The following is a 25,894-nucleotide window of genomic DNA, read 5'->3' on the forward strand; positions in this document are numbered from 1 at the left end:
TGGCCAGCAGAGAGCCCCGAAGGGCTCATCATCAAGTCAGGCTGCAGACCTGGCCGCTGTCGCGGATCTCTTCCATGCGAGCCTGGCCAATCCCGTCCACCTCGACCAGATCATCCACGGCTTCCCAGCTACGGCCGTCGATGATGTCTTGAGCGCGGGCCGGGCCAACATTCGGCAGCTCATCGAGCTGACTGACGGAGGCGGTGTTGAGATCGATGCAGTCGTTGGCGCTGCCAGCAACGTCGTCACTGGCCGGCGCCACGGAGACGAAACCAGGACTGGCATCTCCGAGGGTGATGTAGATCGGCGCGTGGTCGGATACCACATCACGCGCTGTCTCATGGTCCATGCCCAACAGCTCCGGGAAGCGCACGATGCTGCTGCCCGTCACATCGAGCGCCGTCTCATCGAACCAGAGATTGTCGTAGAGGTTGGCGTAATTGCCGTCGCTCTTGCTGAGCGTGGTCGCGCCCGAGGTAATGGCTGGCTGAGCGCCCTGGTCGCGCAGCGGCTGCCAGGCAGCATGATCCGGCGCGAGGTTGTAGTCGCCAGCGATGATGCGAGGCGTGTCGGGGTAGACCTCCGGCATCCAGTTCCAGATCGCCTCAAGCTCGCGGATCTCTGGCGTGCGGTCATCCTGGTTGTCACCGTAAACGATGTGCACGGTGGCCAACGCCACTTCCTGCCCGCTTTCGATATCGCGAAACTCCGCCAGGAAAGGCTCGCGCGCAAAGATGTCGCCCGGGTCCAGGTACACCACGGCGCCCTGGGTATATTCCACGGCGGCGTCACGCCACAGATAGGTGTAGCTCTCCTGGTAGGAACTGCGACCGACCTCGTGTGAAGTCATCGAGCTCCAAGACTCGCCCGTCTGCTGCTCGAGCTGCTGCTCAAGCTGTGTGACCGCTGCCTCGTCCATCACCTCCTGAAGCGCCCAGAGATCGGCGCCCTGAGCGATGGCGGCAACGTCTGCGAGGCTCTTGTCGTTGTTCCACCCCAGATGTTTGAGGTTCCAGCTACCGATCGTAATATCGGCCTGCGCCCCCTGGATCATCCCCAGAGAAACGGCCACAGCGGTGAGCGTCCTTGTCATCTTCATCGTTCCATCGACTCCATCGTTACATTAGAGAATGCAAGCTCATGGTATCGAGGGGCGTGGAATCTCGCGACTCAGGCGTCGCGTACGGGTTCTATCAGGCCGGCATCGTCATTCGACGGCCGATTGACGTGCGTGCTCACGGGCCAGTGCGTGATCCGCTCGGCAGGCAGGTGATGGACAACGTGGCGGATCGTCTCGCGGTCGGTCAGGTGGGGATCGAGCCAGGGCTCGAGGCTTTCGGCGTCCAGGGCCAGCGGCATGCGCGAGTGAATCTCCGCCGCCGCGCCGCGGGCCGGCTCGGTGAGGATGGCGCAGCCGGGCTTGCCGTCCGGCCGCTCGCTCCAGATACCCGCCAGCCAGATCGGCTCGCGATCCTCGCGGCACAGGAAGTGCGGCTGCTTCTTTCCGTCCACCGGCAGCCACTCGTACCAGCCGTCCGCCGGCACCAGGCAGCGGTGATGGGCGAACGCTCCTTTGAAGTAGTTGGAGGTGGCCACCTTCTCGACGGTGGCGTTGATGGGCTCGGGCGCCTTCTCCTTCGCCCAGTGCGGCCGGTAGCCCCACCACACCTCGTCCATCACCAGCGGTGCGTCATCGCTGGGATGGCGCACCGCGGTGATCCAGGTGCCCGGCGCCACGTTGTAGCGCCGCGTCAACTCTCCCATTTCAAGCGGCAGGCGCAGGGACTGGGAGAGTTTGGGATATGGGCTATAAAGAGCGAAGCGGCCGCACACTCCTATCACCTAAAGGGTCTAGTTATCACTTAACTTTTGGATAGCTCGAGATAGCACCTCACACAGTTGCTTCAGCTTACCTTTTCTACGTGATGCTGGCAGAAAATCTCTCGTCTTTGACGCAGATTCCTCAATTCTTTTCAACCCTTCACGCTCATCACAAAGAAACTCACCAATGTTTGACGCCTCATAGCGAGAACTGACAACCATGATAAGATATGCAAGCTCACCCAACTCCATACTTTTTAGATGAAGAGCAATTGCATCTGCTAGTTCAATATCTATGATAGGGGAATGCTTGTAATCTGAAACCAAAAGCTCCACCAAGTCACCAAGCCCTATCTTGCCGGAACGATATTCGGCAGCTCTATGATGTGCATGCTTTTCAGCCATGGCTTTAACAGAGCGATCAACAGCCTCATGATACTTAGCAGATGGAAACAGTCTGGAGTTGTGCGAGACTGTAAACCCATCTGTAAATGATGCATTGAAACAACAAGTATCTAAGATTTCTTCAATACGCGCCAACGCATCATCAGCAGGACAATCGATAACCTGATTATCAACAAAGCAAAGATAGATATCAGCCAGATAGCTCCACTCCTTCAAAGCAGAGGATTCCGGATCAACAAAAACCCTATGTTCAAGTTGACAAACAAGCTCCTCAAACTGCTCTTCGCTCCACTTATCGACAGAGAAGGAAAGCTTTTCTCGTAAAGTTCCTTCTCCGGGGGCATCAGAGTCTACAAAACTTACCACATCATCGGTGGAGACACGGTAGTCAAAACAATAGTCAACGATCAAATCAGGAAATTCATGAGGCATAAGAAACTTGCAATCAAAAAACTTCTCTGCAACGAAACCAGCCGCATCATTTTTAGGTTTTTCTTCCGATTTATCAAAGGACCACAAAGCTTCCACCGACAGAGCTGACTTAAGATCCTCAACCTCTTCAAACTCTTTCTGACACTCATGCAGAAAAAGAATCTGGGGGACATATCTCTCAAAAAAATGCAGCTCAGAAAAACCTTTGTTTTTCATCAGCCGTATATAAATTGAAAATACTTTGGCTAGCGCCCTCTTATAAATCCTTAAGTTTTTCACGCCGATTGAAACAGCGAGACGTGAGACATCATTAGCCCACTCGGCAGGGAGCCCAGCATCCTTAGCAAGGATTGTATAGATGCTTTCATCCTGATCTGGAAACTTTAGTACAGCCGAAACCGTTTTCTCAAGATCGTCTTTAACTTTGAGTTTTCCAGCATCACAGAGAATCAAAAACCGATTCCCTTTTTCTGAAAGGTGTGCAAGGCTACTTAAAACACCTTTCTGAACACTTTCATCAAGTCTATCAAAATCATCAACAATAAAAGTTTTACCTTTGAGCTTTGCCAAGTACTTTTCTTTTGCAAACTTCGTGACAAGCTCAGCAGAAGAAACAACAGCCCCTAATTGACGATCATAAGAATTTAAAGCTTTGCTAAATCCTCCCCATCCCTTTCTAATGCTGTTATACACAGCTCCACTGTCATAATCTGAGCTCTTTATAACCAAAAGATCATCAAACTCATCCTTACTACCGAGGCCATAGCAAGAAATATAAAAAAACCCATTAAAATCGCCATCTAACTTAAGCGAATTATTGACAAAATATGTCTTCCCGACGCCCCAGCCGCCACTAAGAACAACAACAGAGGTCAAGGTTGCATCATTGAATAGCTGCTTGATTTGAGATATTAAAGTCTGCATTTACAAAACCCGCCCAATCCGAATCTCACACCGCCCCAGTATCTCCACGTCTTTCATATCCTGTGGCTTGATCAATTCCTTCTCATACCGCGGGTTGTCGCTGATCAGCAGCCAGGCGCCGCCGGCCACGCGCTGCACGCGCTTGATGCGCCGCTCGCCGTGCACGAGCAGCAGGAACACCCCTTCCGGGTGTGGGTCGCGGCTGCTGCGGTCCACCAGCACCCAGTCGCCATCGGCCAGAGTACCGTCCATCGAGTCGCCGCGGACCTTGATGCCAACCACCTGGGCGGGATCGAGGCCCTGAGCCGCGAGCTGCTCGGTGGGGAAGTACATGGTCGACTCGACTTCCTCCCGCTCGAGCGAACGACCATCACCGGCCGCGGCCTCGATGTCGTACATGGCCACCGGAGAAAGAGACTCCTTACTGGTCAACGATAGAGAGCCATGCTCGCCGACGCCTTGGCTCCCATCTGTTCGCCTTCCAGTCAGCACGTACTGGATGTCGACGCCGAACTCATCAAGCGCCGTCAGGTAGGCTGCATTGGGGCTTCGGGCGTCCTTCTCGTAGTTGATCTGAGACATTTTGCCCACGCCACCAAGAGCAGCGAGCTGGGTCTGACTCATGCCCAGTCGCTCACGCTCCTCTCGCAGCCGGCTACCAGTGGTCATGTATTTTTTACCTTCCTCTTGACTGGCAAACATTCGTTGACCATCATCAACACAGTCTTACAAAGCACTTCACTCACACGGGAGTCACTGCCATGACCGCCCCTGCTACTACCGGCAACGTCCAAGCGCTGCCCCACCGCGTGTCGTTCCGCGGCCTCGAGATCGAGCTCGCCCGCTGCACGCCGGCCAACCGCCAGGCGGTGCAGGCCACCGAGGCCGACGCCGCGGCCAACCCGCTGGCCGATCTCGAGGCGCTCGAGGAGCGCGTCGCCGCCGAGGCGGCGGCCCGGCTGGCCGGGGATCTGCTGCGCGACCAGCGGCCCAACCACGACATCGAGGACGCCCTCTGCGATCTGCGCGTCTACCTCGACGAGCACTTCACTCAGCGCAAGCTGATCCGGCTCTACGGGCGCTGATCCGGCCGGCTGCCACCGCCCGGAACTGTCTTTCACTCCATTAAGGAAGCCTAACCGATGAGTACCGCCGAAACCATCGCTCACCCCACCACCCAGCGTGCGCCGAAGGGCTGCAATCGCCCGGTGATGACCCACGTCACCCAGGATGAGCGCGACCGCCTCGACGCCCTGGCCACCGAGCAGCAGCGCTCGCTTTCCGCCACCACCCGGCTGCTGGTCCTCAAGGGGCTCGCCCAGCTCGATGCCGAGGCCGGCGCTGCCTGAGTGCGCGGCCATCAGCAGAAGTCCAACGCGCTTTTGTGCGGATTGTCCTTCATCACTTCGGAGCCACACTCATGGCATTTCAGGTAAGCAGCCGAGCTGCGCTTCTCGATTGGCTGGAGTATCGAACGCTGACGCTTAGAGAAGCAGCGCTCACACAGGTACATGCCGTCCTGCATCGTGTCCGCTTGTCCAACCGCATCCGCTTTCACGACGACAACCCAAGCGCCGCTCGGAAGTTGGTGATGTACGTAGCTCTCACGGTCGACATCAAACTGCTTGTAATCCGCAACCGTCTGCTTAAGCGCAGCATTTTCCTCAATCAGCGCCGCGTTCTCTTCCTCCAGCGAAAATACGGTCCGCTGAAGCTCAAACAGCTTCTTCGCGGCCTCTCCCCCGGAGTCCACCACTTCCATCACACCCTGGAACTGCCTGAGCAGCACCGAGAACCTGCTTTCACTCATAAAACCTCCGTGTCGAACGGGCATTGCCAGTCATGTGCGCGCGGCTCCGCTTCCGCGGAAGACGTGAGCTAGCACCGGCAGAGATTAGCTTTTTCGCATAAGGAAATCCGCCATGTACCAGGACCCCAAACGCGTTCGCACTCGCTACGGCTCCATCAACCTCGATGAATACGAAGCCCGGTTGATCGACGCCCTGGCCGATTACACCGGCATCGAGCGTGCCGCCCTGCTGCGCCAACTGGTGCTGAAGGAAGCGCTGGAAACGCTTGGGCTCGATGAATTCGACACCCCCAGTGTTGCCCCGAGCGCGGGGTAAACCCAGGCCTTTTTGAGGTCCCCAAGGAGTCCCCATGCCCGAGGAAACCTTGCCCATCGATGACCAGATGGAGGAGCTGCTCGATCAGGTACGTCATCAGGAAGGACTCGAGAACAATGCCCAGGCCGCGGAGTTTCTGCTGCGCCGCCGGCTTCGCAAGGGCGTGCAGGGCCTCACCGGCCGTGGTCGCGCTCTCTACCCCATCAATCCCCGAGGAGGACGTCGGTGAGGATCACCTGCCCCCATTGCCGTGACAGCGTCGTCACCCGTTCCAGCGTCAGGCCGCACGACGCCCTCTACTGGGCCTATGCCCAGTGCATCAATCCGGAATGCGGGTGGGGCGGCAAGATCCTGATCGAGTTCGCCACCACCCGGGCGCCCAGCCAGCAGCCACGCCCGGGCGTGCAGATACCGGCCGACCCGGAGCTGAGGCGCCTGATGCGCGACCAGCTGCTGACCGGCACCAACTGAACTGCTGATAAGGAGATCGCCATGAGCAATGTCGTCCCGATCCGCCCCGCCGCCGCGCCGCAGCTGGACCCGCACAACGTGGCCGTCGGCCGGCTGTGGCAGCACCGCGAGCGGCCGCGCGCCGAGGCGCTGAGCGACTGCATCGGCCACCTGTGCCAGACCCACGATATGCCGGAGCACGCGGCCGAGAACGCCGCCATCCAGGCACTCGCCGAGCTCGACACGCTGAACATGCGCGACACCATCGACATCGCCACCACCACCAGCCACGCCGTGGTGCTCACCAATGCCGCCGGCCAGCGCATCGCGCTGACCGCCCGCGACCTGCGCGAGCTGCTCAAGGGCCACGACCTGCAGGCCGGCAATGCCGGCTCGGGCCGCCTGCTGCTGCTGGAACGCCCCGCGCACTAACCCCGTTCATCACCCGTTCGCCAACGTCGCCATGCCAGTGGGAGGGAGAGTCATGCCTGCACAAGTCCACACGCTGCCTACGCCGCACCGCCAGACGCCCACCGTCGAGCCCGACCGTGGCGACTGGGGCGCCCTGCGCGCGGAGCTGCACAGCCGCTGCGCCGACCAGGACCTGGCCACGCTGTGGGCCGAGCTGGCCGCCGGCGAGCGCCGCGCGCTGATGGCCAGCGCCCGGCTGGTGGAGCGCGACCCGCGCCTCGCCATCCACGATCTTTCCAAGGCCAGCCGCGACGCCCTGCGTGCCGCCATCCACCGCATGAGCCAGTACGCCGGCCAACTGCGCGACGGCCTGAACGGCCACCGCCCGCACAAGAGCCGCGAGCTGGCGGCCCATGCCCGGCAGGCGCTGGCCGAGGGCAACACCGAGGCCGCCCTGCACTGGCTGGCCATCATCGAGCGGGGTGTGGCGTGATGCGGCGCAACGACCTGCACCCCGAGAGCCTGCCGCGCCGGATGCGGCACGAAAGCCTGCTGCTGGATATCGAGAAGGCCAGCGAGATGCCGGCGCTGATCCGCAAGCTGCGCCAGGAGGCCCTGCACCTCGAGGACATGGCCGAGATCTGGGAGGCGCCGCGCCCCTTCGCCGGGGCGATCGGCAATAGCCTTCACCTCGCCAGCCACTACCGGCGCGCCGCTCGCCGCATCCGTGATGCCGCGGCAGCCATCGAGCGCGAGCACGCCGCCGGCCCGTGGATCGACCTGGACCAGCCGTTCGTGCATCTCACCGAGGCCCTGCCGATCCGTCCGGAGGCGCATTGATGTCCACCGCGCTCGAGCAGTCCCGCACCTTCGGCACGCCGGAGTGCCACCGGTGGCGCCAGGGCTTCTTCGATGCCCTGCCCACCCTGGCGGAGGAGCTGGCCGCCGGCTTCGTGCACGTGGCCAAGCGCCACGGCAACGCCGCCGGCAACCGCTGGCTGCGGCGCAACACCGAGGGGCTAGTCGATCCGGGCCGCGTCTACCGCCGCTTCGCCCCGATCGCCAACGACCTGGAGCGCGGCGCGGCCTCGCTGCGCCGCCTGGAGCGCACCACCATCGAGGGCATCCAGGCGGCCAGCGCCTGGCTGGCCGACGTCGAGAAGCGCCTCACCATCGGCGGCCTGAATGCCAGCCACGACGACGAGGCCCTGGTGCGCTACGCCGAGGCCCAGGCCCGCGCCGTAGACGACGAGCGCCAGAAGCTGATCGGCGGCATCGCCGACTACAACCGCCGGCGCCGGTACGGCCTGCTGCCGCCGCCGGCCCCGGCCATCTCGCCCAAGGGCAAGACGCTCTCGGCGCGCATGGCGGACTACCAGAAGCAGCTCGCCGACAGCCGCAACGCGCTGACCCCGCCGCCGGTGGGCATTCCGCTGATGGCGGTGTTCCGCTTCGCCTATCACCCGCCGATGAGCCTCAAGGTGGTCGACGCGATCGCGCTGAAGAAGGCTCGCCAGCGTGCGGCCCTGCACGACATCGAGCCGCCGGCCCGCCGCTCGCGCACGTCCGTGCAGCTCGCCCGGCTGAGCTGCTCGCTGTGGTGGCGCCGCAAGCTGCGCCGCACCGCCGGCCGCCGCCTCGAGCAGGTGCAGCGCGAGGCATACCGCGTGCATGCCCGCGCCGGCATCTACTGCAGCGACATGACGGTCGAGCGCCGGCGCAGCCAGAAGGTGCGCAACCGCGCCCTGCTGGAGACGCTGGAGGCGATCAACCAGGACGGCCAGGTCTACACCCTCGCCGAGCTGGCGGAGCTGGGCCTGGCCAACGCCGATCACCGCCGCGCGGAGCTGATGCTGCGCATCCGTGACACCGAGGCCGAGGCGCGCCGCCTGGGCCACGCCGGCATGTTCTACACCATCACCGCGCCGAGCCGCTTCCACCCGGTGCTGTCGCGCAACGCGCGGCGCAACCGCAAGTACGACGGCAGCACCCCGCGCGAGGCGCAGCAGCACATCCAGAAGCTGTGGTCCCAGGCCCGCGCCAAGCTGGCCCGCGAGGGCCTGGGCGTGTACGGCATCCGCGTGGTGGAGCCCCACCACGACGGTACCCCCCACTGGCACCTGCTGCTGTGGATGGAGCCGGAGGCCGAGCCGCGCGTGACCGAGATCCTGCGCGAGTACGCCGAGGCCGAGGCGCCGGAGGAGCTGTTCGAGCGCGGCGGCCACAAGACCACTGCCCGCTTCAAGCCGGTGCGCATCGACTACTCCCGCGGCACGGCGGCCGGCTACGTGGCCAAGTACGTCAGCAAAAACATCAACGGCGAGCAGTTCGCCCGCGACGGCGTGGAGAACGACCACCAGGACCGCTACGGCCATGAGCTTTCCGATGCCGCGCCGCGCATCGAGGCCTGGGCCGCCACCTGGGGCATCCGCCAGTTCCAGTTCCTGGGCCTGCCCAGCGTCACCGTGTGGCGCGAGGTGCGCCGCCTGACCGAGAAGCAGGAAGAGACGCTGCGCCAGTGGGAGGAAGCCACCCGCCCGGCGCCGACCGTTTCCGAGCGCATGGGGCTGATCCGCGAGGCGGCCAACGCCGGCCAGTGGGATCTGTTCATGCGCCTGATGGGCGGCCCCAACACGCCCCGCGCCGAGCAGCCGATCAAGCCGTGGCGGCTCAACCGCCCCGACACCGAGCAGGCCGAGTTCAGCCACGCCACCGGCGAGGCGCACCAGGGCGTGGAAGCCCGCGGCCGCTACGGCGAGCCGGTGAAGGCCACCTGGGGGCTGGTCGTCCGCGACGGCCGCGGCCGCCAGGCCGAATACCTCACGCGCCTGTACCGGTGGGAGATTCGCTCCCGCCAGCGGGCGGCGGGCCGTTCCGAAGCCGGCGAAGCCGGCGACGCTTGGACTCGTGTCACTAACTGTACGGGGGTGGACATCACCCCCAGCACTCCCCCACCGGAGGTCCTCGCCGAGCAGGTCGCGCGCTTCGAGGAATGGCGGCAAAGCGACGACGTCCGCGCCGCCCAGGAAGACGCCGACCTCGAGGCCCGCATGGTCCGCGCCGCGGCCCGGCGGCTGTTCCATCCAACCGCACCACCTGAGTCAGAAAGGACACTTTCTGACCAAAATGTGCCGATTTGATCAACAAGGAGAACGTCATGCCTAACGCCCAACCTCACCGCCCCGAGCCGCGCGGCATCCTACAGGACGCCGGCGAGCTCGCCGTGCTCAGCGAGGACAGCGGGCAGGTCCACCACCGCTTCGCCATGGTGGTGGCCTTCAACAGCGAGGAGGAGCTGCGCCAGGCCCTCGCCGACCACCACTGCGCCTACCGCGACGGGCAGGCCATCCAGGAGCGCATCGCCAATGGCTGACAACGCAGACCGCGCCACCGACCTGCTCGAGCAGCGCATGGAAACCGCCCTGGCCCACCGCCGCCTGCCGGACGCCCCGGCCGCCAACGACGAGTGCGAGGAATGCGGCGGCGAGATCCCGGCCGCCCGCCGTAAGGCCGCGCCCTGGGCGACCACCTGCATCGAGTGCCAGTCCATCCGCGAGCGTAAAGCTCAGGCATTCCGATAGAAGGCCTCCCATGAACCCGACATCACAACGAGCTGATGCCATGCATCATGAATCGAGCACCCATACCGAGCACCTCGCTGACAGTCTTCTTGGCTGCATCCGTCGCACCATCTCGCGTGGCGGTAGCGAGCTGCTCGCCCAGGGTCGGTTCATCACTCAGGTTCTGAGGCCTGACCTTGAGCAGCTCCAGACCTTTGGCAGTCAGAACGGCCTCCCTGACGATGAGGTTGTATGGATCTCGCTCGTCAGCATCGATATAGCCCGCTCTGCGCAGCCATTCACAGGTCGCGATGAAGAACTCCGCCTGATCGGACGCCACCTCGGACATCACATGCTCACTGTAGGCCAGCGGTTCATCGACAAAGTCCTTGGCGAGGAGAGGGGTCGGAACCGGGAAGGCGCCGTACAAGCAAGCCAGGACCTTGCCGGTCAGCTCATCAAAGAAGGCGATATTGTCTTGTTCAGACATGGAGGACTCGTCCTATGAGGGTGTCCACACAGGATAAAGAGGTCAGGGACATCTGCCACATCATGGATCTGCAAGTAGCCAGGCAGATGAACCTTGAGCAAGCGGAGCAGTACTGGAGAAGAGTGATTCAGAACGTGCCGCCCGAAACGGTCGCGTTGGCCTTGGCAGTGAAGCTATCGGAGTACGACTTTCCACCTCAGCCAGGCAGGAGGGCCCAGACATGAACACCTACTTCGGACTGCTGGCCGAGTTCGACGGCCGCGGCGAGCTACCGCTCGATGAGGTGGCACCGCGCTACTTCGGCATCAGTGCCCGCACCGCCAGCGCCCGAGCCGGCGCCCAGGCCCTGCCGGTGCCCACCTACCGCGCCGGCGACTCCCAGAAAGCGCCCTGGCTGGTCAGCGCCGTGGATCTCGCCCAGTACCTGGACAAGCGGCGGGCCGAAGCTCATGAGATGTGGCAGCGGGTCAACGTATGACCCGCCTCAGGCGCCCGGTGCCTGTCGCAGCGAAAGGTTCTCCGGGCGCAGATGCGTGTACCGTTTCAGCACATCCCAGCTCTCATGCAGCGTGAACTGCTGTACCTCCACGATTTCATAGCCTGCCTCGAAAAGCCGCGACGTCGCTTCATGCCTCAGGTCGTGAAAGCGTAGATCCTCGATACCGCACGCCGCCGTCGCCGCCCGCCAGCGGGTACCGATCGACTTGCCGTGGTAGGGGAAGATCCTCTCCTCGCCCTGGGCGCGCGGCTGCCGCTGGATGATGGCCATGGCCTCGTGGCTCAGCTTGAACCGCTTGTGGTTCCCCCACTTCTGCCGCGGGTGCTTGGCATCGCGCACCCAGCAGGTCATCGCCTGCTCGTCGAGATCCGCCCAGGTGAGCCGTGTGATCTCCTCCTGGCGCCTCGAGGAGGCGATGGCGAAGTCCATGATGTCTTCCATGGGGATGATCGCACTGGGCCGGATCCGCTGCGAGCGGCGGAAGTAGGCCCGGATCTGCTCGACCTCCTTCTCCGTCGGCCGGCGATCACGGGCGCCGGGCCGCGACACAAGCCCCTTGCTTCGCATCAGCAGCTTGGCCGACTCGAACTCGTTGAGCTCCACCGGCATCTTCCAGGCCGCCACTGCCGTCTTGAGGATGATGCCCAGCCAGGTGATGTCCTGGTTGATGGTCGAGGGCTTGATGCCGCTGTCACGGCGCATGACGGCGTGGCCAATGATCTGCTCGCTGGTCAGCTCGGTGACCTGCACCCTGGCGATCGGGAAGCGCTGAAGCTGCTGGATGGTCGCCCGCTTCGAGCGCCCGGCATCCTGGGCGAACTCGTGGAGGTAGCGCTCGATGGCATCGTCCAGGGTCACGCCCTTCCACTTCGCCGAGAGCACGCCGCCGGGGCTGTGCAGCTCGAGCTCGCGGCGCTTGGCCCACTCCTCCGCCATCGCCTTGCGCGGGAACGTCCTGGACTCGGAGTGGTCTGGTTGCCCACGGCGGGCGATGCGGATCTGAGCCAGGTATGAGAAACTGCCGTCCTTTCGCTGACGCTTCCTGATCGTCGCCACGCGAACCTCCCTGATGTACCAAATTGCCAACGCCCCGTGTGCCAAATCTGTACCAACACATGGCGCAAAACAGGGCAAAACCACTGTAAATATGAACAGTCATGAGTGATATGGCAAACGCCGAAACTGGCATGAATACTGGCACCGCGCGGCCTGCGCTGGATAGGACGTTCTCAGTAGCGCCTATGATGGACTGGACGACCCGCGACTACCGCGCGTTCGCCCGGACCCTGACGCGCCGCACCCTGCTCTACACCGAGATGGTGACCACCGGCGCCATCCTGCACGGCAGCCCGCGCGAGCGCTTCCTCGGCTACGACGACGTGGAACATCCGCTCGCCCTGCAGCTCGGCGGCAGCGACGCCGGCGCACTGGCCGAGTGCGCGGCGATCGCAGAGGCATGGGGCTATGACGAGGTCAATCTCAACGTCGGCTGTCCCAGCGACCGGGTACAGAACAACCTGATCGGCGCCTGCCTGATGGCCCATCCCGAGAAAGTGGCAGCGGCAGTGGCGGCGATGCGCGAGGCGGTGTCGATCCCGGTCACCGTGAAGTGTCGCATCGGCATCGACGACCAGGACGAGGACGCCGACCTGGCCCACTTCATCGAGCGCGTCGCCGACGCCGGCTGCGAAGTGTTCACCGTGCATGCCCGCAAGGCCTGGCTGGAGGGGCTGTCACCCAAGGAGAACCGCGACGTGCCGCCGCTCAACTACGGCCGCGTGCATCGCCTGAAGCAGCAGCGACCCGATCTGCACATCGGCATCAACGGCGGCATCAAGACGCTCGACGAGTGCCAGGCCCAGCTCGAACACGTGGACAGCGTGATGGTGGGCCGCGAGGCCTACCAGAATCCCTGGCTGCTGGCCGACGTCGACCGGCGCCTCTATGGCGAAGACGCCCCCGCGGCCGATCGTCATGCCGCCGCCGAAGCCTTCCGGCCCTATATCGCCCGCCGGCTCGAGCAAGGGGCGAAGCTCAACCACATGACCCGCCACCTGCTCGGCCTCTTCCAGGGCTGCCCGGGCGGCCGCAAGTTCCGCCGCCATCTCTCGGAGCATGCCCACCGCGAAGGCGCCGGCATGGCGGTGTTCGACGATGCCCTGGGCCTGGTGCCCCGGCCGCAGGACACCAGTCTGGCCGGCTGAGCCGTCGGTCGACAAAGCGCGTCAGTACAGGGCATCGGGGGGCGGGTCGAGGCTCGACTGGAAACTCTCGACGGCGCTCTCCGCCTCCTCGATCGCATCGAAGCGCGCGATATGGAACAGCGCCTCCCCCTCGTTGGCCAGCGGCAGGCGGCTCATGCCAATCACGATGCCGTCGGCCACGGCCCGCACCTCGCCCTCGGCGTTGCCGAAGGGGTCGGCCACCCGTCCCAGCAGCTCTCCCGCGGCCACCCTTGCACCGAGACGCACCTGCGGCCGCAGGATGCCGTCGATCGGCGCCCTCGCCCAGCTCGAGCCGCCGGCCACCTCGGCGGCGGGCGGTGGCCGGCGTCGCCGTTCGCCGGTCAGCATCCCGAGGCGACGCATCACCCGCAGCACACCGCGAACGCCCGGCGCGATGGCCCACTCGTCGAAGCGCAGCGCCTCGCCGGCCTCGTAGGTCAGCACCGGGATGTCGCGACTCTCGGCGTAGTGGCGCAGGCTGCCGTCACGCAGCTCGGCGTTGAGGATGACCGGCGCGCCGAAGGCATCCGCCATGCGTTCGGTCTCGCTGCCGGGCGTCAGCCGGGCACGGATCTGGGGCAGGTTGGTGCGATGCAGGGCGCCGGTGTGCAGATCGATGATATGGGTCGCCTGGTCGACGATCTGCTCGCGGAACAGGGCCGCGATCCGGCTCCCCAGCGAGCCCGACTCACTGCCCGGAAAACAGCGGTTCAGGTCGCGCCGATCGGGCAGGTAGCGGCTGTGCTGGACGAAACCGAAGACGTTGACGATCGGCACGCCGATCAGGGTCCCGCGCAGTCCCTTCAGCTGCCGCGAGCGCAGCAGCCGGCGCACGATTTCCACGCCGTTGATCTCGTCGCCGTGGATGCCGCCGCAGACCAGCATCACCGGCCCCGGCTGGCGGCCATGGACCACCTCCACCGGGATGGTCAGCGGCGCATGGGTGTAGAGCCGGGCCGCCGGCACGTCGATCTGCTGACGACTGCCCGGCGCCACCCGGACGTCGGCGAGTTCGAAGGGAGCACGGGCCATGGGGCGATCTCCTGAGATAAGCGCTGACTCATATTCACTCATCCCCGCGGGCGGCTCAAGCGACGAAGACCAAGGTGGCATTCAAGGATGAATGTAAAGCGTCACTCGGCTTGGGTAGAATGGCCGCCTACTCACCCGGAGTCGATCATCCCATGGCCAGACGTACCAAGGCCGAAGCCGAAGCCACTCGCGTGGCCCTGCTCGATGCCGCCGAGGAAGTGTTTTTCGAGAAAGGGGTGGCCCGCACCTCGCTGGAACAGATCGCCCGCCACGCCGGCATGACCCGCGGCGCCGTCTACTGGCACTTCAAGAACAAGGCCGACCTGTTCCGGGCCATGGTCGACCGGGTGCGCATGCCCTTCGAGGAACTGGTCAAGGAAAGCGAGGCCGACGATACCAGGCCTCTCGAGGCCATCCGCCTGGGCTGCCAGCAAGGAGTGCAGCGCCTGGAACAGCCGCGCCATCGACGCGTGCACGCCATCCTGCTGCATCGCTGCGAGTTCTTCAGCGACATCGATCCCCAGGCCATGCAGAGCGAGATGGCCAGCGAATGCCTCGACGCCTTGCGAGGCTACTTCACCACCGCCCGCCAGCTCGGCCAACTGCGTGACGATGTCTCCCCCGAGCTGGCCACCTGCTTGCTGCAGTCGATAATGAGCGGGCTCTATCACGACTGGCTACGCGCCCCCGAGGCCTTCTCGCTGGCCGAGCGCAGCCGTGAGCTGATCGACGCCCAGCTGCGACTGCTCAGCCACCCTCCCGCCTAGGCCGACGGCCGCGAACCATGGCGGCCTTCCTGACGCGGCATCGACCCCTCATGGCGTTCCACCAGATGCAGCCGCACCAGTCGCGTGCGGGCATCCAGGTAGTCCTGCTCGGGCACCGAGCGATAGGCCTCGTCGTTGACCAGATACTTGACCAGCACGCGCACGTCGCCGACACGCGGCCGATTGCCGGCCTTGCCCCGCAGGCGTACCTGGCGACCGGGATCATCGACCATTTCCGCCGTGGCGCCTCCTGCATCGGCGTCGATGACCCGAACGCGCTCGCCCAGCAGGCAGCGCTTCGACAGGCTCGGATGCCGGTGCAGGCGGCGATGCAGCCGACGACACAACGCCGCGGACAGCGGCGAGGCCAGCGCGAAGGCGCCCCAGATCACCGCCAGACCGAGCGGCACACGAAAGAAGCCCAGCGGCAGCGGCCCCAGCACCGCCATCTCGACGACCCAGGCCAGCAGCGAGGCGAGCACGATCAAGGCACTCAGCGCCAGCGAGGCCGGCACGCCGGCGAAACCCAGCGACACCAGGGCGCTGGCCAGGGTGTCGTTGCGCAGGCTGTCGTGTTCGAACAGCTCCACGGGGGCCAGGCGCACCAGCACCAGCAGCCAGTAGACGGCCACCAGCGCCAGCAGCGCCGTGAAAAAGATCAGCGGAAAGCTGAGGGCAAGCGAGGCGATGGCGTTCATGGCGGCTCCTCCGTCCGGCCCATTAGCCGGCAAAGTGTTGTCCTGCCTTCAGCGTAGCGCTCGTCGGAGGCGCGTCACACCCACTTTGGTCGCACAGCGACGTTTTCCTGACCCAACGCAAACGGGCACCGCCTCCCTCGGGGAGACGGTGCCCGTCGACTCGGACGCGACCTTGATCAGCTCGCGTCCTGCTCCAGCGCCGGACGCTCGGCGCGATCGCCGCCCGTCTTGCGCTTCAGCCAATCGGTGACGCTGGCGATCATGGCGTAGAAGGTCGGCACGAACAGGCTGCCGAGCACCGCCACGGACGCCATGCCCATCGCCACCGTGGTGCCGATGTGCTGGCTGCTGGTGTCACTGGCGCCGGTGGCCATGGCCAGCGGCAGGGTGCCGAAGATGAACGCCAGCGAGGTCATCACGATCGGCCGGAAGCGCAGCTCCGCCGCCGTGATGGCCGCCTCGCGGATGGTCTTGCCCATCTCGCGACGCTGCAGCTCGGCGAACTCGACGATCAGGATGGCGTTCTTGGCCGCCAGCCCGACCACCACCAGCATGCCGATCTGCACGTAGACGCTGGTATCCAGCGAGCGCAGGGCGATGCCGCCGATGCCGCCCAGGAAGGCGAAGGGCGTGGCCGTGAGCACCGCCAGCGGCAGCGACCAGCTCTCGTACTGCGCCGCCAGGATCAGGAACACCATCAGCAGGCCGAAGACGATGGCCATGGTCGCGGCGTTACCGGCTTCGCTTTCCTGATAGGCGGTACCGGTCCAGCCCATGCCCCAGCCGTCGCCGAGCTGATCGTCGACGATCTCTTCCATGGCGGCGATCGCCTGGCCGGAGCTGTAGCCCGGTGCGGGACCACCCTGGAACTGGGCCCCCGGATAGACGCCGAAGCGGGTCACCACCGCCGGCGCCACCTGGCGCTCGAGGGTCACGAACTCGGACAGCGGGATCCGCTCGCCGTCGCCGCCGCGCACGTAGACGCTGTTGATGTCATCCGGCGCATCCCGGTACTCGTCCTCGTTCTGCAGATAGACCTGGAAGTTCCGGCCCTTGTAGCTGAAGTAGTTGACGAAACCGTTGCCGAAGGTATTGCCCAGGGTCGAGTTGAGCGCCTCCAGCGACACGCCGTAGCTCAGCGCCTTCTGCCGGTCGATCTCGGCATGGAAGGACGGCACATTGACGTTGAAGGTGGTGAACACCTGATTCAGCACCGGATGCTGACCGGCGGCCTGCATGACCTTGACCGACGCCTGGTAGAGCTCTTCCGGCGAGGCACCCTCATAGGACTGCAGGTAGCCGGTGAAGCCACCGGTGGTCGACAGGCCGATGATCGGCGGCATGTTGAAGGCCATCGCCGAGCCGCCGGGAATCTGTGCGCCCAGGCCCATGATCCGGCCGATCATGTCGGTGGCCGTGACCTCGCGCTCTTCCCAGGGCTCCAGGGTGACGAAGATCACCCCGCGGGCGGTGTTCACCGAGCTGGTCAGCATGTCGTAGCCCGCCACCGACGTGGAGTACTTCACGCCGGGGCTGTCCTCGATGGCGGCGCTGAGCTTGGCCATGTAGGTCTGGGTACGTTCCAGCGAGGCCGAATCCGGCAGCTGCACGGAGGCGATCACGATGCCCTGGTCGGTCTCGGGCACCAGCGTCGAGGGCGTACTCTGGTAGAGCCACCAGGAGCCGGCACCCACCAGGGCGGTCAGCACCAGCGCCAGCCCCCAGAAACGCACCAGTTTCTTGACCACCCACATGTAGACGGCGGTGGTGCCGGCGAAGAAGCGATCGAACAGGCGCAGCGGGGTACGCACCGCGCGTTGGAAGCCCGTTTCCCTGGTGTGCAGATCATGCTTGATGAAGATCGCCGACAGCGCCGGGGTGAACGTCAGCGCCATCAGCGCAGAGAAGGCCACCGACACCGCCACGGTCAGGGCGAACTGCTGGTAGATCTGGCCGCTGAAGCCCCCGAGGAAGGCCACCGGCACGAACACCGCCGCCATGATCAGCGAGGTGGCGATGACCGGCCCGCCGACCTCGCGCATGGCCTGCACCGTGGCCTGCATGACGGTGGTTTCCTCGTCCTCGCTGAGCACCCGCTCGACGTTCTCCACCACCAGGATGGCGTCGTCGACCACGATGCCGATCGACAGCACCAGGGCGAACAGCGTCAGCAGGTTGATCGAGAAGCCGAAGGCGTAGAAGCCGGCGAAGGTGGCCAGCACCGAGACCGGCACCACCGACATGGCGATCACCGTGAAGCGCCAGTTCTGCAGGAAGATGAACAGGATGACGCCGACGATCAGGAACGCCTCGATGAAAGTGTGAAGCACGGTCTCCACGGAGGCATCGATGAACAGCGTGGTGTCGTAGGGCGTGGCGTACTCGAGTCCCGGCGGGAAGCGGCCGGCCAGCTCCTCCATCTTCGCCTTGACCGCGTTGGCGGTCTCCAGGGCATTGGCACCGGGCTGCTGGTTGATCAGGATCGGCGCCATGGTGCCACCGTTCAGCGTGGCATCGACGCCGTAGGACGAGGCGCCCAGCTCGATGCGCGCCACGTCATCCAGGCGCAGGGCCGAACCGTCGGGATTGGTGCGCAGGAAGATGTCGCGGAAGTCATCGACGTCGCTCAGACGGCCGCCGGCGGTGATGGTGTAGGTGAAGGCGCGGGCATCGGACTGGGGCGCCGACGCCAGGCTGCCCGCCGGCACCTCGGTGTTCTGGGCGCGGATCGCGCTGGCCACCTCGGACGGCGTCAGGTCGTACTGCGCCAGCTTGTCCGGATCCATCCAGATGCGCATGGCGAAGTCGCCGCCGCCCAGCACCTCGGCCTCGCCGACGCCGGGCACTTGGCGCAGCTCGTCGAGAATGTTGAGGGCGGCATAGTTCTGCATGTAGACCTTGCCGTAATCGCCCTCCGGGGAGAGCAGCGAGACCAGCATGAGGATCGAGCTGGAGCGCAGCTCCACCGTCACGCCCTGCTGCTGCACCGCCTCCGGCAGCTGGGAGAGCGCCCCCTGCACCCGGTTGTTGACGTTGATGGTATTGATGTCGCCGTCGGAGCCGATGTTGAAGGCCACGCTCAGGCTCATCATCCCGTTGTCGGAGCTGGTCGAGTTCATGTAGAGCATGTCCTCGACGCCGTTGATGGCCTCGGCCAGGGGCGCCGCCACGGTCTGCGCCACGGTCTCGGCGTCCGCCCCCGGGAAGGTGGCGTTGACCGAGACCGTGGGCGGCACCACGCTGGGGTACTGCTCGATCGGCAGTACCCGCATGCTCATCAGGCCGACCACCGTGAGGATGATCGCCAGCACCGACGCGAAGATCGGTCGCTTGATGAAGAAGTTGGAGAAATTCATTCCGCCGCGTCCTCTTCGGCCGGCGAAGCCCGTTCGGCGCCGGCCGCGCCATCACGGCCCTGTGCCGGCCCCTGCCCGGATGGCTGGTCCTGGCTCTGGCCGGTGGCCTGGGCGATCAGCGCCCGGGCGTCGCCATCGAACGGCTGGGGCGCGATCGGCGTGCCGGGCTGGACGCCCGCCGGGTCGCCGACCATCACGCGATCACCGGGCTCCACGCCGCTGGTCAGGATCTGCCACGGGCCGGCCAGCTCGCCGAGGTCCACCGTGCGGGCGCGTGCCACGTCGTCCTCGTCGAGCACGAACACCTGGGGCCCCATCAGGCCCTGACCCACGGCGATCGACGGCACCGCCAGCACGTCGAAGCGCTTCAGGCCTTCCAGGCGCACCCGCACGAACTGGCCGGGCAGCACCTCGCCCTCGGGATTGTCGAAGGTCGCCTTCGCCTGCACGGTGCTGGTCCGCTCGTCCACCCGTGAGCCGAGGAATTCCAGGCGCCCCTCGAGGGCCTCGTCGACGCCCGGCAGCGCCAGGCTGGCGGCGATCTCGCCGGGCGCCTGCTCGCCGAGCTGGCGGCGCAGGGTGAAGGCATCCTGCTGGGGAAGCTGGAAGCGCACCTCCAGCGGGTCCACCGGGGTGATGGTGGCCAGCTCGGTGCCGGCGCTGACCAGGTTGCCCACGTTGACCTCGCTCAGACCGATGGCGCCACTGACCGGGGCCGTGACGTCGGCGTAGTCCAGGTCGATGCGGGCGCTGGCCAGCGCGGCCTCGGCCTGGGCCACGGAGGCCCGGGCCACGTTGAGGTCGGCCTGGGCCTGGTCGGCCTGCTGGCGGCTCACCGAGTTCTGACGCAGCAGCTCCTGGAAGCGGTTGGCGTCGCGACGCGCCCGCTCCAGCTCGGCCTGGGCGCTGGCCAGGTCGGCCTCGCGCTGCGACACCGTGGCTTGGTAGAGGTCCGGCTCGATGGCATACAGGCTGTCGCCCTTTTCCACGATGTCGCCGGGTTCGAAGAGGCGTTGTTCGAGGACGCCGGTGACGCGAGCCACCAGGGTCACCTCGGTATCGCTGCGCAGCTGGGCCGGGTAGGACTTGTCCAGCGGAATGTCCTGAGGCGCCAGCGTGGTCACCGGCTTGGGCTGTGGCGGTGTCTCGCCGCCCTGCTGCGGAGCGGCCTCCTCCTGACCGCAGGCCGACAGCAGCAGTCCAGCCGCCAGCGCCAACAGCCCTGCACGACTGCGTCGAAGTGTTGTGTTCATGCCTGATTCTCGTTAGGGGATCGAACGTCGAAGGGGTATCGCACGACAGGCGTGAATCTAAACATACATTCACGCCTGCACGTAAGTGACTATCAGGATTCGGGCCGAGGCGGCGCGCCGATGTTCATCGCCTCGTCGTAGCGGCTGGCCTCGCCGGCCTCCGGCAGCGCCAGCGACACGCCCTGCTCCGCCGACAGCCAGTCGTTGATCGCCTCGATGGCCTGCACGTTCAGGGTGCCCGACTGCTGACGCAGGGTGAGCAGGTCGATCACGTAGCTGAAACGCGCATCGGCATGATCGGCGATGGCATCGTATAGGCTCTGCTCGGCGTTGAGCACGTCGACGATGTTGCGGGTACCGACCTCGTAGCCGGCGCGCGTGGCATCCAGCGCGCTCTGGTTGGAGACGATGGCCTGGGCCCGCGCCTCGACGGTGGCCACGTCGTTGGTGACCTGGGTGTACAGCGAACGCACCTGCTGAACGGTCTGGCGGCGCTGATCCTCGAAGTCGTACTGGCTGGACTCGAGGTCGTAGGTGGACTGGCGAATGCCGGCGCTGGTGCGGCCGCCGGTGTAGATGGGCAGGCTCACCCGGGCGCCGACCTGGCTCTGGGAGTTATGCCCGTCCATCTGGTCCTGATCGGTGTCGGAGTAGCTGTAGTTGGCGAAGGCCTCGACCACCGGCAGGCGCTGGGCCCGGGCGATGTCCACGGCATCCTCGGAGACCTCGACGCCGGCCTGGCTGGCCAGCACCAGCGGGCTGTTGTCCATCGCCAGCTCGACCCAGGCATCGCGGCCGCTCGGCTGCGGCGGAGTCACCGGCATGGCCTCCTGAAGCGCGTCGATGCTGTCGTAGCGCTGCCCGGTCAGCCGCTCCAGGGTCTCGAAGCTGACCTGCAGATCGTTCTCGGCGGCGATGCGGTCGGCACGGGACTGGTCGAAGCTGGCGCGGGCCTCTTCCACCTCGGTGATGGCGATCAGGCCCACGTCGAACTGCTCCTGGGCCTGCTCGAGCTGGCGGCCGATGGCCCGCTCCTGGGCACGACGCGCCTCGAGGATCTCGTGGGCACGCAGGATATCGAAGTAGGCCGACGCCACGTCGATCAGCACCTGTTGCTCGGTGGCGGCCAGCTGGTAGGTCTGCTGGTCGATCCGACTCGCGGCCTGATCCACCTCGGCGCTGTTGGCGGCGTCGAACAGCGCCTGGGTCGCCTCCAGGGTCAGGCTGGCGCTGTTGTAGCTGTCATCGCCGTTGCCCGCACCGGCCCCGCGGCTCGAGGAGACGCTCTCGTAGAGACGGTTGTGGTCGACCTGGCCCGAGGCCGAGACCTGGGGCAACAGGTCGCCACGGGCGACGTCGCGGCCCGCCTCCACGCTGCCGTACTGGGCGCGGGCCGAAGCCAGGCTGGCATTGTTGTCGATGGCATCCCGGGTGATGGTCAGCAGGTCGGCGGCCTGGGCCTGACCGGCCAGCGAGACGGCCAGCAGGCAGGGCAACAGGGCACGCCGCCCCGACGATACCGGACGATACGGCTTCATCGGCAAGTTCCTTCTAAGAGTGACTATGAGGATATACATTCATTGTCGCATGTTTAGCACGTCAATCCATCAACGTTCGTGTAATTAGCAAGAAAATTACTTTCCTAGCAAGCTGCCCTCCCGGCATCGTCTATGCTGCAAAGCCACATCCGCCGACCGAGCCCTCATCATGGACGACCTGACCTTCGTGCGCGTCAGGGAGCTGGACGTCGCCGTCCGCATCTGGCATCCCGATGCACCCCGCACCCTGATCGCCTGGCACGGCCTGGCCCGCCACGGTGGCGACTTCGCCGATTTCGCCCGCCTGCTCGGCCCGGGCTGGCGAGTCCTGGCGCCGGACACGCCCGGGCGAGGCCTGTCGAGCTGGTCGCTGTATCCCGCCCATGACTATCTGTACTCGCACTATATGACCATAGCAGTCGCGCTGCTCGATCACTTCCGCCTCGAGCGGGTGCCCTGGGTCGGCACCTCCATGGGCGGCCTGCTGGGCATGCTGCTGGCCGCTGAAGCGGACACCGCCGCGCGCATCGAGCGCCTGGTGCTCAACGACGTGGGCCCGGAGCTGGACCCCGACGGCCTGGCCGCGCTGGGTACCTACTTCGGCGTGCCCCACCGCTTCGGCCGGTTCCGCGACCTGGCCGCGGAGCTGCGCCGGCACTATGCCGGCTTCGGCCCGCGCAGCGACGACGCCTGGCGTCGCCTGGCCCTCGGCAGCGCTCGTCGATTGCCGGACGGCGGCTGGACCTACCACTACGATCCCCGCATCGGCGAGCAATTCATCCACGATACGCCGCGCGATACCTGGGCCGACTGGCGCGCGATCCGCTGCCCGCTGATGGTGGTACGCGGCGCCGACTCGCCGCTGCTCAAGGCCGAGAGCGTCGAGCGCATGCGCCAGGCCCAGCCCGGGCTGATCCATCTCGAGGCCAGCGACTGCGGCCATGCCCCGATGCTCGACCGTACCGAGCAGGTCGACCCGATCGCCGACTTCCTGACCCGGGACTTCCCCGCCGCCGGACAACGGACGCCCTGGTGGCGACGCGCCCTGGCCCGGCTTCGCCAGGGCTGAGAACACCGGCCGCGGCACCGGAGCACCTCAGCCGCCCGCTTCCACTCGCTGCAACGCTCGTGCCACGCCGCTGCGATAGGCGCCGCCGAACAGCAGCAGGTGGTTGAGCAGCGGATAGAGCTGGAACAGCGCCTCGCGACGCGACCAGTCCGCCGGTGCCGCACCGTTCCAGTAGGCGTCGAAGAAGGCCTCTGACGGAGCGCCGAACAGCGTCAGCATGGCCAGATCGACCTCCGGGTAGTGACGATAGACCGCCGGGTCGATCAGCGCCGGCCCGCGCGTGGTGTAGAGCACGTTGCCCGACCACAGATCGCCATGCACCAGTCGCGCCGGCGTATCCGGCAGCCAGCCCTCGAGCCCGTAAGCCACCGCCTCCAGCCTCGCGCACAGGCGATCGTCCAGCAGCCCCCGAGCCTGACAGGCGCGCATCAGCGGCAGCAGCCGACGCTCGCGCTGAAAGGCGCGACCGTCGTCGAGCGGGGCATTGGGCTGGGGCGTGGCGCCGCAGGCATTGTCCCGCGCCCAGCCGTGCGGCGAGTGTCCCACCCCGTGCAATTCGCGCAGGCCCTCGGCCAGCGCCCGCTCGCCCGTGTCCGTGCGCCGGGCCGGGGTCAGCGCCTCCATCACCAGCCAGCCATCGCCCTCGCCCCAGACCTCGGGCACCACGAGTCGCCCCGTCGCCGCTCCCAGGGCGCGCAGTCCCTCGGCCTCGCCGGCCAGCCGCGCCGGATCGTCGCGCTTGACCACCGCCTCGCCGCGATCGGTGTCCAGGCGGTAGACGGCGGCGATATCACCGCCGGAGAGCGGCTCGAGGGGCCCTCGGAAGCCGAGGTCGAGGCGCTCGAGCAGCGCCGTCAAGGCATCGTCGACCATGCGTTGTGCTCCATCCGTCATCATGTGACTCGAGGCTCGCCCCGCGCGCCCCTGCTGTCAAAACCGCGGCCCCGTCATAAAAAAGCCGCCCGGAGTGGGCGGCAAGGGACCGATTGCAGGATGCAATCGCGGGGGAAGCGGCAGACGTCACTCGGGCATCAGGACCCCATCGATGACATGGATGACGCCGTTGCTGGCTTCGACGTCGGGCTGGATCACGGTGGCCTCGTTCACCATCACCTGGCCGTCCATGGTGGTGATGCTGATGTCCTGCCCCTGGACGGTGGTGGCGCTGTCGGCGGACATGGCGTCCTCGGCCGTGACCTTGCCGGGCACCACGTGGTAGGTCAGCACGGACGTCAAGGTGTCGCGGTTCTCCGGCTTGAGCAGGTCGTCGACGGTGCCCTCCGGCAGTGCCGCGAAGGCCTCGTCGGTCGGGGCGAAGACCGTGAACGGGCCTTCGCCCTTGAGCGTCTCGACCAGGCCGGCGGCCTCGACCGCGGCCACCAGGGTCTCGAACTGGCCGGCCTCGACGGCGGTATCGACGACGTCCGCCTTCATGCCGTGATGATCGGCCTGGGCGCCGCCGCTAAGGGCCAAGCCGACCAGGCCGGCGCCGATGAACTGGGGAATGCGTGATGTCATGACCTTCATGAGATGACTCCTCCGGGGATACCGGCTGACACTCGATGCGGGAAATGTCCTGGCAGATATTCCTTTACTCAACCTATACAGAAATTAATCCACGTACAGAAAAGAGGCAAGTTTTTTCTCGCGCATGGCTGACGGGCGCGCGCCGCTATGGCACAACGAGGAAGAACCCTCGACATCGGAGACCGTCATGTACAAGCTCGCCTTCTTCGTGCCCGTGGAGGACGCCGAGCGCGTCAAGGAAGCCGTGTTCGCCACCGGCGCCGGGCGCATCGGCGACTACGAGGCCTGCTGTTTCCAGACGCCGGGCACCGGGCAGTTTCGTCCGCTGACCGGCGCCGACCCGCATATCGGCCGCGTCGACGACCTGGAACACGTGGAGGAACTCAAGGTGGAGCTGGTCTGCGAGGACGGACTGATCCGCGAGGCCCTGGCCGCGCTCAGACGGGCTCACCCCTACGAGGAGCCGGCCTACGACGTCTGGCGGCTGGCCGACCTCTAGGCAATGTCTGAAAACTGTCTGCGCTCGGCTATACGGCGTTAAAAATCAGCTCGGGCGCGAGTCCGATCAAAATGCTCATTTACAGCTCGCAAACTCCGTTTTTTCACTGATTTTTGCCTTGTCTATCCTTCGCTCGTCGACTTTTCGGACTAAGCCTAGCGTCCGGCCGATATCCGGCGCCCCACGACGAAAACGCCACGGGCATGGCCCGTGGCGTCGTCTGGTCAGGCAGCGAGCCCGCCGTCAGGCCGAGCCAAAGTAGCGCTCGCGATCCTCGGGCGTGATGTCACTGACGTGCAGGGCGAAGTCGCCCTGGCGCCGATCGGCGAAGAAGTGATGCAGGGTACGCTCGATGGTGGGAAAGGCCAGCGCGTCCCAGGGAATCTCATGCTCCTCGAACAGCGCCACCTCGAGGCTCTCCGGCCCGGGGCCGAAGTCGCCGGCGAGCTCGGCGCGGAAGATCATGAACACCTGGTCGATGTGCGGCAGGTTGATCATGGTGTAGAGGGGCTGGAGCGCCACCTCGGCCATGGCCTCCTCGCGGGTCTCCCGGGCGGCCGCCTCGACGGTGGTCTCGCCGTTCTCCATGAAGCCCGCCGGCAACGTCCAGTAGCCCTTGCGCGGAGAAATGGCCCGGCGGCACAGCAGCACCCGCGAGCCCGATACCGGGAGGGTCCCGGCGACGATGCGAGGGTTCTGGTAGTGGATGGTGCCGCAGGCGTCGCACAGGAATCGTGGCCGATCATCGCCTTCGGGAATCGCGAAACGGACCGGCTGCCCACAATGACTGCAAAAGTTCATGGCGCTCCCTG

31 protein-coding genes are annotated in these 25,894 nt (G+C 65.5%); 16 read left to right on the forward strand and 15 right to left on the reverse strand.

What is annotated here, in order from left to right; all coding sequences use genetic code 11:
* Positions 1 to 31: 31 nt before the first annotated feature.
* The 4 genes from CVH10_RS08740 to CVH10_RS08750 form a co-directional block, all read right to left on the reverse strand.
* On the reverse strand, positions 32 to 1,099 hold the full coding sequence (locus tag CVH10_RS08740) for a helix-hairpin-helix domain-containing protein (RefSeq protein ID WP_369335757.1): 1,068 nt from the start codon (positions 1,097 to 1,099) through the stop codon (positions 32 to 34).
* Between the two features lie 71 nt (positions 1,100 to 1,170).
* Positions 1,171 to 1,842, reverse strand: a complete 672-nt coding sequence (locus tag CVH10_RS08745; protein ID WP_369335758.1) for an SOS response-associated peptidase — start codon at positions 1,840 to 1,842, stop codon at positions 1,171 to 1,173.
* A gap of 9 nt (positions 1,843 to 1,851) precedes the next feature.
* Complete coding sequence (locus CVH10_RS25285; RefSeq protein ID WP_146142916.1) at positions 1,852 to 3,582, reverse strand: P-loop NTPase fold protein; 1,731 nt, start codon at positions 3,580 to 3,582, stop codon at positions 1,852 to 1,854.
* Positions 3,583 to 4,284, reverse strand: coding sequence for a LexA family transcriptional regulator (locus CVH10_RS08750; RefSeq protein WP_106488401.1), 702 nt, complete (start codon positions 4,282 to 4,284; stop codon positions 3,583 to 3,585).
* A gap of 59 nt (positions 4,285 to 4,343) precedes the next feature.
* On the opposite strand from CVH10_RS08750, the gene CVH10_RS08755 reads away from it, so the two are divergent.
* Together CVH10_RS08755 and CVH10_RS08760 are read left to right on the forward strand one after the other, a co-directional pair.
* A complete protein-coding gene (locus tag CVH10_RS08755; protein ID WP_106488402.1) occupies positions 4,344 to 4,667 on the forward strand; it encodes a hypothetical protein in 324 nt (107 codons plus the stop codon).
* Positions 4,668 to 4,724: 57 nt separating this feature from the next.
* On the forward strand, positions 4,725 to 4,931 hold the full coding sequence (locus tag CVH10_RS08760; protein WP_106488403.1) for a hypothetical protein: 207 nt from the start codon (positions 4,725 to 4,727) through the stop codon (positions 4,929 to 4,931).
* Positions 4,932 to 4,942: 11 nt separating this feature from the next.
* Here the strand turns inward: CVH10_RS08760 and CVH10_RS08765 are convergent, their stop codons facing one another.
* Positions 4,943 to 5,392 carry a hypothetical protein gene (locus CVH10_RS08765; RefSeq protein WP_106488404.1) on the reverse strand — a complete coding sequence of 150 codons (450 nt, stop codon included), beginning with the start codon at positions 5,390 to 5,392 and terminating at the stop codon, positions 4,943 to 4,945.
* A 112-nt stretch (positions 5,393 to 5,504) separates the two neighbouring features.
* Here CVH10_RS08765 and CVH10_RS08770 point away from each other — a divergent pair, with 112 nt between their 5' ends.
* From CVH10_RS08770 to CVH10_RS08810, 9 genes are read left to right on the forward strand one after another with little or no spacing between them, the layout of a single operon-like run.
* The gene (locus CVH10_RS08770) at positions 5,505 to 5,708 is read left to right on the forward strand and encodes a hypothetical protein (RefSeq protein WP_106488405.1); all 204 of its coding nucleotides are present in this window, start codon (positions 5,505 to 5,507) and stop codon (positions 5,706 to 5,708) included.
* A gap of 34 nt (positions 5,709 to 5,742) precedes the next feature.
* Positions 5,743 to 5,937: a hypothetical protein gene (locus CVH10_RS08775; protein WP_106488406.1), complete on the forward strand. Its 195-nt coding sequence runs from the start codon at positions 5,743 to 5,745 to the stop codon at positions 5,935 to 5,937.
* The gene (locus CVH10_RS08780) at positions 5,934 to 6,179 is read left to right on the forward strand and encodes an ogr/Delta-like zinc finger family protein (RefSeq protein WP_106488407.1); all 246 of its coding nucleotides are present in this window, start codon (positions 5,934 to 5,936) and stop codon (positions 6,177 to 6,179) included. The genes CVH10_RS08775 and CVH10_RS08780 overlap by 4 nt, the downstream gene beginning before the upstream one ends.
* Positions 6,180 to 6,200: 21 nt before the next feature.
* Positions 6,201 to 6,590 carry a hypothetical protein gene (locus CVH10_RS08785; protein WP_106488408.1) on the forward strand — a complete coding sequence of 130 codons (390 nt, stop codon included), beginning with the start codon at positions 6,201 to 6,203 and terminating at the stop codon, positions 6,588 to 6,590.
* Positions 6,591 to 6,642: 52 nt separating this feature from the next.
* On the forward strand, positions 6,643 to 7,062 hold the full coding sequence (locus CVH10_RS08790) for a hypothetical protein (protein WP_106488409.1): 420 nt from the start codon (positions 6,643 to 6,645) through the stop codon (positions 7,060 to 7,062).
* A complete protein-coding gene (locus tag CVH10_RS08795; protein ID WP_106488410.1) occupies positions 7,062 to 7,409 on the forward strand; it encodes a hypothetical protein in 348 nt (115 codons plus the stop codon). Before CVH10_RS08790 ends, CVH10_RS08795 begins: the two co-directional genes overlap by 1 nt.
* Entirely contained in the window at positions 7,409 to 9,709 is a 2,301-nt protein-coding gene (locus tag CVH10_RS08800; RefSeq protein WP_106488411.1) for a replication endonuclease, read from the forward strand. The genes CVH10_RS08795 and CVH10_RS08800 overlap by 1 nt, the downstream gene beginning before the upstream one ends.
* A gap of 17 nt (positions 9,710 to 9,726) precedes the next feature.
* Positions 9,727 to 9,942 carry a hypothetical protein gene (locus CVH10_RS08805; RefSeq protein WP_106488412.1) on the forward strand — a complete coding sequence of 72 codons (216 nt, stop codon included), beginning with the start codon at positions 9,727 to 9,729 and terminating at the stop codon, positions 9,940 to 9,942.
* On the forward strand, positions 9,935 to 10,150 hold the full coding sequence (locus CVH10_RS08810; protein ID WP_106488413.1) for a TraR/DksA family transcriptional regulator: 216 nt from the start codon (positions 9,935 to 9,937) through the stop codon (positions 10,148 to 10,150). Before CVH10_RS08805 ends, CVH10_RS08810 begins: the two co-directional genes overlap by 8 nt.
* Before the next feature lie 22 nt (positions 10,151 to 10,172).
* Here CVH10_RS08810 and CVH10_RS08815 read toward each other — a convergent pair whose 3' ends face one another.
* Positions 10,173 to 10,619: a hypothetical protein gene (locus tag CVH10_RS08815; protein ID WP_106488414.1), complete on the reverse strand. Its 447-nt coding sequence runs from the start codon at positions 10,617 to 10,619 to the stop codon at positions 10,173 to 10,175.
* Positions 10,620 to 10,839: 220 nt separating this feature from the next.
* Here CVH10_RS08815 and CVH10_RS08825 point away from each other — a divergent pair, with 220 nt between their 5' ends.
* A complete protein-coding gene (locus CVH10_RS08825) occupies positions 10,840 to 11,097 on the forward strand; it encodes a pyocin activator PrtN family protein (RefSeq protein WP_106488416.1) in 258 nt (85 codons plus the stop codon).
* Positions 11,098 to 11,103: 6 nt separating this feature from the next.
* Here the strand turns inward: CVH10_RS08825 and CVH10_RS08830 are convergent, their stop codons facing one another.
* Entirely contained in the window at positions 11,104 to 12,054 is a 951-nt protein-coding gene (locus CVH10_RS08830) for a site-specific integrase (protein WP_106488417.1), read from the reverse strand.
* A 251-nt stretch (positions 12,055 to 12,305) separates the two neighbouring features.
* Here CVH10_RS08830 and dusA point away from each other — a divergent pair, with 251 nt between their 5' ends.
* Complete coding sequence (gene dusA / locus CVH10_RS08835; RefSeq protein ID WP_219924693.1) at positions 12,306 to 13,322, forward strand: tRNA dihydrouridine(20/20a) synthase DusA; 1,017 nt, start codon at positions 12,306 to 12,308, stop codon at positions 13,320 to 13,322.
* A 21-nt stretch (positions 13,323 to 13,343) separates the two neighbouring features.
* Here dusA and CVH10_RS08840 read toward each other — a convergent pair whose 3' ends face one another.
* The gene (locus CVH10_RS08840) at positions 13,344 to 14,375 is read right to left on the reverse strand and encodes a succinylglutamate desuccinylase/aspartoacylase family protein (protein ID WP_035597321.1); all 1,032 of its coding nucleotides are present in this window, start codon (positions 14,373 to 14,375) and stop codon (positions 13,344 to 13,346) included.
* A 152-nt stretch (positions 14,376 to 14,527) separates the two neighbouring features.
* Here CVH10_RS08840 and CVH10_RS08845 point away from each other — a divergent pair, with 152 nt between their 5' ends.
* Positions 14,528 to 15,142, forward strand: a complete 615-nt coding sequence (locus CVH10_RS08845; protein ID WP_106488473.1) for a TetR family transcriptional regulator — start codon at positions 14,528 to 14,530, stop codon at positions 15,140 to 15,142.
* Here CVH10_RS08845 and CVH10_RS08850 read toward each other — a convergent pair.
* From CVH10_RS08850 to CVH10_RS08865, 4 genes are all read right to left on the reverse strand, one after another.
* Positions 15,139 to 15,840 (reverse strand): hypothetical protein, encoded by a 702-nt coding sequence (locus CVH10_RS08850; protein ID WP_106488419.1) that lies wholly within the window; start codon positions 15,838 to 15,840, stop codon positions 15,139 to 15,141. The genes CVH10_RS08845 and CVH10_RS08850 overlap by 4 nt on opposite strands.
* A 176-nt stretch (positions 15,841 to 16,016) precedes the next feature.
* Positions 16,017 to 19,196, reverse strand: coding sequence for an efflux RND transporter permease subunit (locus tag CVH10_RS08855; RefSeq protein ID WP_106488420.1), 3,180 nt, complete (start codon positions 19,194 to 19,196; stop codon positions 16,017 to 16,019).
* Positions 19,193 to 20,449, reverse strand: coding sequence for an efflux RND transporter periplasmic adaptor subunit (locus tag CVH10_RS08860; RefSeq protein ID WP_106488421.1), 1,257 nt, complete (start codon positions 20,447 to 20,449; stop codon positions 19,193 to 19,195). Before CVH10_RS08860 ends, CVH10_RS08855 begins: the two co-directional genes overlap by 4 nt.
* A 92-nt stretch (positions 20,450 to 20,541) precedes the next feature.
* Positions 20,542 to 21,987: a TolC family outer membrane protein gene (locus CVH10_RS08865; protein WP_035597334.1), complete on the reverse strand. Its 1,446-nt coding sequence runs from the start codon at positions 21,985 to 21,987 to the stop codon at positions 20,542 to 20,544.
* 169 nt (positions 21,988 to 22,156) lie between these two features.
* Between CVH10_RS08865 and CVH10_RS08870 the strand changes: the two genes are divergently transcribed.
* Positions 22,157 to 23,056 (forward strand): alpha/beta fold hydrolase, encoded by a 900-nt coding sequence (locus tag CVH10_RS08870; RefSeq protein WP_035597336.1) that lies wholly within the window; start codon positions 22,157 to 22,159, stop codon positions 23,054 to 23,056.
* 27 nt (positions 23,057 to 23,083) lie between these two features.
* Here CVH10_RS08870 and CVH10_RS08875 read toward each other — a convergent pair whose 3' ends face one another.
* On the reverse strand, positions 23,084 to 23,929 hold the full coding sequence (locus tag CVH10_RS08875; protein ID WP_106488422.1) for a fructosamine kinase family protein: 846 nt from the start codon (positions 23,927 to 23,929) through the stop codon (positions 23,084 to 23,086).
* 147 nt (positions 23,930 to 24,076) lie between these two features.
* A complete protein-coding gene (locus CVH10_RS08880) occupies positions 24,077 to 24,583 on the reverse strand; it encodes a fasciclin domain-containing protein (protein ID WP_106488423.1) in 507 nt (168 codons plus the stop codon).
* 187 nt (positions 24,584 to 24,770) lie between these two features.
* Here CVH10_RS08880 and CVH10_RS08885 point away from each other — a divergent pair, with 187 nt between their 5' ends.
* Positions 24,771 to 25,082 (forward strand): YqfO family protein, encoded by a 312-nt coding sequence (locus CVH10_RS08885; RefSeq protein ID WP_106488424.1) that lies wholly within the window; start codon positions 24,771 to 24,773, stop codon positions 25,080 to 25,082.
* A 243-nt stretch (positions 25,083 to 25,325) separates the two neighbouring features.
* On the opposite strand, the gene CVH10_RS08890 is transcribed toward CVH10_RS08885, so the two are convergent.
* A complete protein-coding gene (locus CVH10_RS08890; protein ID WP_106488425.1) occupies positions 25,326 to 25,883 on the reverse strand; it encodes an NUDIX hydrolase in 558 nt (185 codons plus the stop codon).
* Positions 25,884 to 25,894: the final 11 nt, after the last annotated feature.

It is taken from the genome of Halomonas sp. ND22Bw (genome assembly GCF_003011945.1).
In the GTDB taxonomy this organism is placed as follows: Bacteria; Pseudomonadota; Gammaproteobacteria; order Pseudomonadales; family Halomonadaceae; genus Halomonas; species Halomonas halophila.

Excerpts from the sequence above, each read along its gene's own strand:
- CVH10_RS08875 (WP_106488422.1), bottom strand. The coding sequence starts at position 23,929 with ATGGTCGACGATGCCTTGACGGCGCTGCTCGAGCGCCTCGACCTCGGC.
- CVH10_RS08790 (WP_106488409.1), top strand. The coding sequence starts at position 6,643 with ATGCCTGCACAAGTCCACACGCTGCCTACGCCGCACCGCCAGACGCCC.
- CVH10_RS08890 (WP_106488425.1), bottom strand. The coding sequence starts at position 25,883 with ATGAACTTTTGCAGTCATTGTGGGCAGCCGGTCCGTTTCGCGATTCCC.
- CVH10_RS08805 (WP_106488412.1), top strand. The coding sequence starts at position 9,727 with ATGCCTAACGCCCAACCTCACCGCCCCGAGCCGCGCGGCATCCTACAG.
- CVH10_RS08885 (WP_106488424.1), top strand. The coding sequence starts at position 24,771 with ATGTACAAGCTCGCCTTCTTCGTGCCCGTGGAGGACGCCGAGCGCGTC.
- CVH10_RS08795 (WP_106488410.1), top strand. The coding sequence starts at position 7,062 with ATGCGGCGCAACGACCTGCACCCCGAGAGCCTGCCGCGCCGGATGCGG.
- CVH10_RS08770 (WP_106488405.1), top strand. The coding sequence starts at position 5,505 with ATGTACCAGGACCCCAAACGCGTTCGCACTCGCTACGGCTCCATCAAC.
- dusA (WP_219924693.1), top strand. The coding sequence starts at position 12,306 with ATGAATACTGGCACCGCGCGGCCTGCGCTGGATAGGACGTTCTCAGTA.
- CVH10_RS08775 (WP_106488406.1), top strand. The coding sequence starts at position 5,743 with ATGCCCGAGGAAACCTTGCCCATCGATGACCAGATGGAGGAGCTGCTC.
- CVH10_RS08810 (WP_106488413.1), top strand. The coding sequence starts at position 9,935 with ATGGCTGACAACGCAGACCGCGCCACCGACCTGCTCGAGCAGCGCATG.
- CVH10_RS08850 (WP_106488419.1), bottom strand. The coding sequence starts at position 15,840 with ATGAACGCCATCGCCTCGCTTGCCCTCAGCTTTCCGCTGATCTTTTTC.
- CVH10_RS08860 (WP_106488421.1), bottom strand. The coding sequence starts at position 20,449 with ATGAACACAACACTTCGACGCAGTCGTGCAGGGCTGTTGGCGCTGGCG.
- CVH10_RS08740 (WP_369335757.1), bottom strand. The coding sequence starts at position 1,099 with ATGAAGATGACAAGGACGCTCACCGCTGTGGCCGTTTCTCTGGGGATG.
- CVH10_RS08755 (WP_106488402.1), top strand. The coding sequence starts at position 4,344 with ATGACCGCCCCTGCTACTACCGGCAACGTCCAAGCGCTGCCCCACCGC.
- CVH10_RS08825 (WP_106488416.1), top strand. The coding sequence starts at position 10,840 with ATGAACACCTACTTCGGACTGCTGGCCGAGTTCGACGGCCGCGGCGAG.
- CVH10_RS08840 (WP_035597321.1), bottom strand. The coding sequence starts at position 14,375 with ATGGCCCGTGCTCCCTTCGAACTCGCCGACGTCCGGGTGGCGCCGGGC.
- CVH10_RS08750 (WP_106488401.1), bottom strand. The coding sequence starts at position 4,284 with ATGTTTGCCAGTCAAGAGGAAGGTAAAAAATACATGACCACTGGTAGC.
- CVH10_RS08760 (WP_106488403.1), top strand. The coding sequence starts at position 4,725 with ATGAGTACCGCCGAAACCATCGCTCACCCCACCACCCAGCGTGCGCCG.
- CVH10_RS08800 (WP_106488411.1), top strand. The coding sequence starts at position 7,409 with ATGTCCACCGCGCTCGAGCAGTCCCGCACCTTCGGCACGCCGGAGTGC.
- CVH10_RS08880 (WP_106488423.1), bottom strand. The coding sequence starts at position 24,583 with ATGAAGGTCATGACATCACGCATTCCCCAGTTCATCGGCGCCGGCCTG.
- CVH10_RS08855 (WP_106488420.1), bottom strand. The coding sequence starts at position 19,196 with ATGAATTTCTCCAACTTCTTCATCAAGCGACCGATCTTCGCGTCGGTG.
- CVH10_RS08865 (WP_035597334.1), bottom strand. The coding sequence starts at position 21,987 with ATGAAGCCGTATCGTCCGGTATCGTCGGGGCGGCGTGCCCTGTTGCCC.
- CVH10_RS25285 (WP_146142916.1), bottom strand. The coding sequence starts at position 3,582 with ATGCAGACTTTAATATCTCAAATCAAGCAGCTATTCAATGATGCAACC.
- CVH10_RS08870 (WP_035597336.1), top strand. The coding sequence starts at position 22,157 with ATGGACGACCTGACCTTCGTGCGCGTCAGGGAGCTGGACGTCGCCGTC.
- CVH10_RS08765 (WP_106488404.1), bottom strand. The coding sequence starts at position 5,392 with ATGAGTGAAAGCAGGTTCTCGGTGCTGCTCAGGCAGTTCCAGGGTGTG.
- CVH10_RS08785 (WP_106488408.1), top strand. The coding sequence starts at position 6,201 with ATGAGCAATGTCGTCCCGATCCGCCCCGCCGCCGCGCCGCAGCTGGAC.
- CVH10_RS08815 (WP_106488414.1), bottom strand. The coding sequence starts at position 10,619 with ATGTCTGAACAAGACAATATCGCCTTCTTTGATGAGCTGACCGGCAAG.
- CVH10_RS08845 (WP_106488473.1), top strand. The coding sequence starts at position 14,528 with ATGGCCAGACGTACCAAGGCCGAAGCCGAAGCCACTCGCGTGGCCCTG.
- CVH10_RS08830 (WP_106488417.1), bottom strand. The coding sequence starts at position 12,054 with ATGGCGGAGGAGTGGGCCAAGCGCCGCGAGCTCGAGCTGCACAGCCCC.